The sequence below is a fragment of the Brevibacterium sp. 50QC2O2 genome, from assembly GCF_024580675.1.
In the GTDB taxonomy this organism is placed as follows: Bacteria; Actinomycetota; Actinomycetes; order Actinomycetales; family Brevibacteriaceae; genus Brevibacterium; species Brevibacterium moorei.
Genome location: NZ_JANIJZ010000060.1, coordinates 1 through 363 on the forward strand (window position 1 = coordinate 1; position 363 = coordinate 363).

Here is a 363-nt window from a genome sequence, read left to right on the forward strand (position 1 = left end):
GTACCATCAGCGCAATCGGGCTTAGCTTCCGGGTTCGGAAAGGGACCGGGCGTTTCCCCAACGCTCTCACCACCGCAAAACCACAGGACACACAGAAATGCGTGACTGGATCGTGCAGTGAAACTAGTAGACGTGAACACCAACCCCACAGGGCTGTGCATGCTTATACGCTCAAACTCGTTGTTACTCGTGTTACCCAACCCACCACACACCCCGACAAGACCACAGTCCCACCGAGTCGTGTTGTTTTTGGGTGAGTGAACGGTGTATTAGTACCAGTCAGCTCCAACCGTTACCGGTCTTCCACATCTGGCCTATCAACCCCATCATCTCTAGGACACCTTAAAGGAGACCTCATCTCGA

2 rRNA genes are annotated in these 363 nt (G+C 53.4%); both read right to left on the bottom strand.

Annotated features, from left to right (window positions below):
- Positions 1 to 77: ribosomal RNA gene (gene rrf, locus NQ038_RS15210) — 5S ribosomal RNA — on the bottom strand; the annotation flags it as partial.
- A gap of 172 nt (positions 78 to 249) precedes the next feature.
- Positions 250 to 363, bottom strand: a 23S ribosomal RNA gene (locus tag NQ038_RS15215); the annotation flags it as partial.